The 401-nt window shown below is 77.1% G+C and carries 1 protein-coding gene; it reads right to left on the bottom strand.

Annotation, left to right across the window (positions count from 1 at the left end):
• Window positions 1-401: ADP-ribosylglycohydrolase family protein (locus G3I78_RS50015; protein ID WP_203616609.1), on the bottom strand; the 401-nt coding region annotated here is incomplete at both ends.

The raw sequence follows: 401 nt of genomic DNA, 5'->3' as shown, positions 1-401 counted from the left end.
CGAACCCGGGCAGCGGCACGTGCAGCGGAGCCGTCCACTCCGGCGGGATCGCCGCCTGGCCGTAGCGGGCCCCGGCCAGGGTGCCGGTGACCGCCGCCACCGTGTCCGTGTCCCCGCCGAGGTCCACGGCGGCCCGTACGGCCCCGGCGAAGCCGGTGGTCGTCCGCAGGGCCCACACCGCGGAGCCCAGACAGGGCCACACCGCCCCGTTGAACTCGGTGGCCAGCCCCGGATGCCAGTCGGGGCCCAGGACGAACGCGTACCGCTCGCGGTGGTCGGGGTGCACCGCGGCGAGCGCCTCGGGGAGCGCGGCCAGCGGATCGCCCCCGTCGAGCATCACCCGTACGAGCTCGTGCAGTACGGCCGTACCCTCCCAGGCCGCCCGGTCGCCGTGGGTCAGG

This window comes from Streptomyces sp. SID13726, from assembly GCF_010548375.1.
Lineage (GTDB): Bacteria > Actinomycetota > Actinomycetes > Streptomycetales > Streptomycetaceae > Streptomyces.
This window is presented reverse-complemented; position numbering and strand designations above follow the sequence as displayed.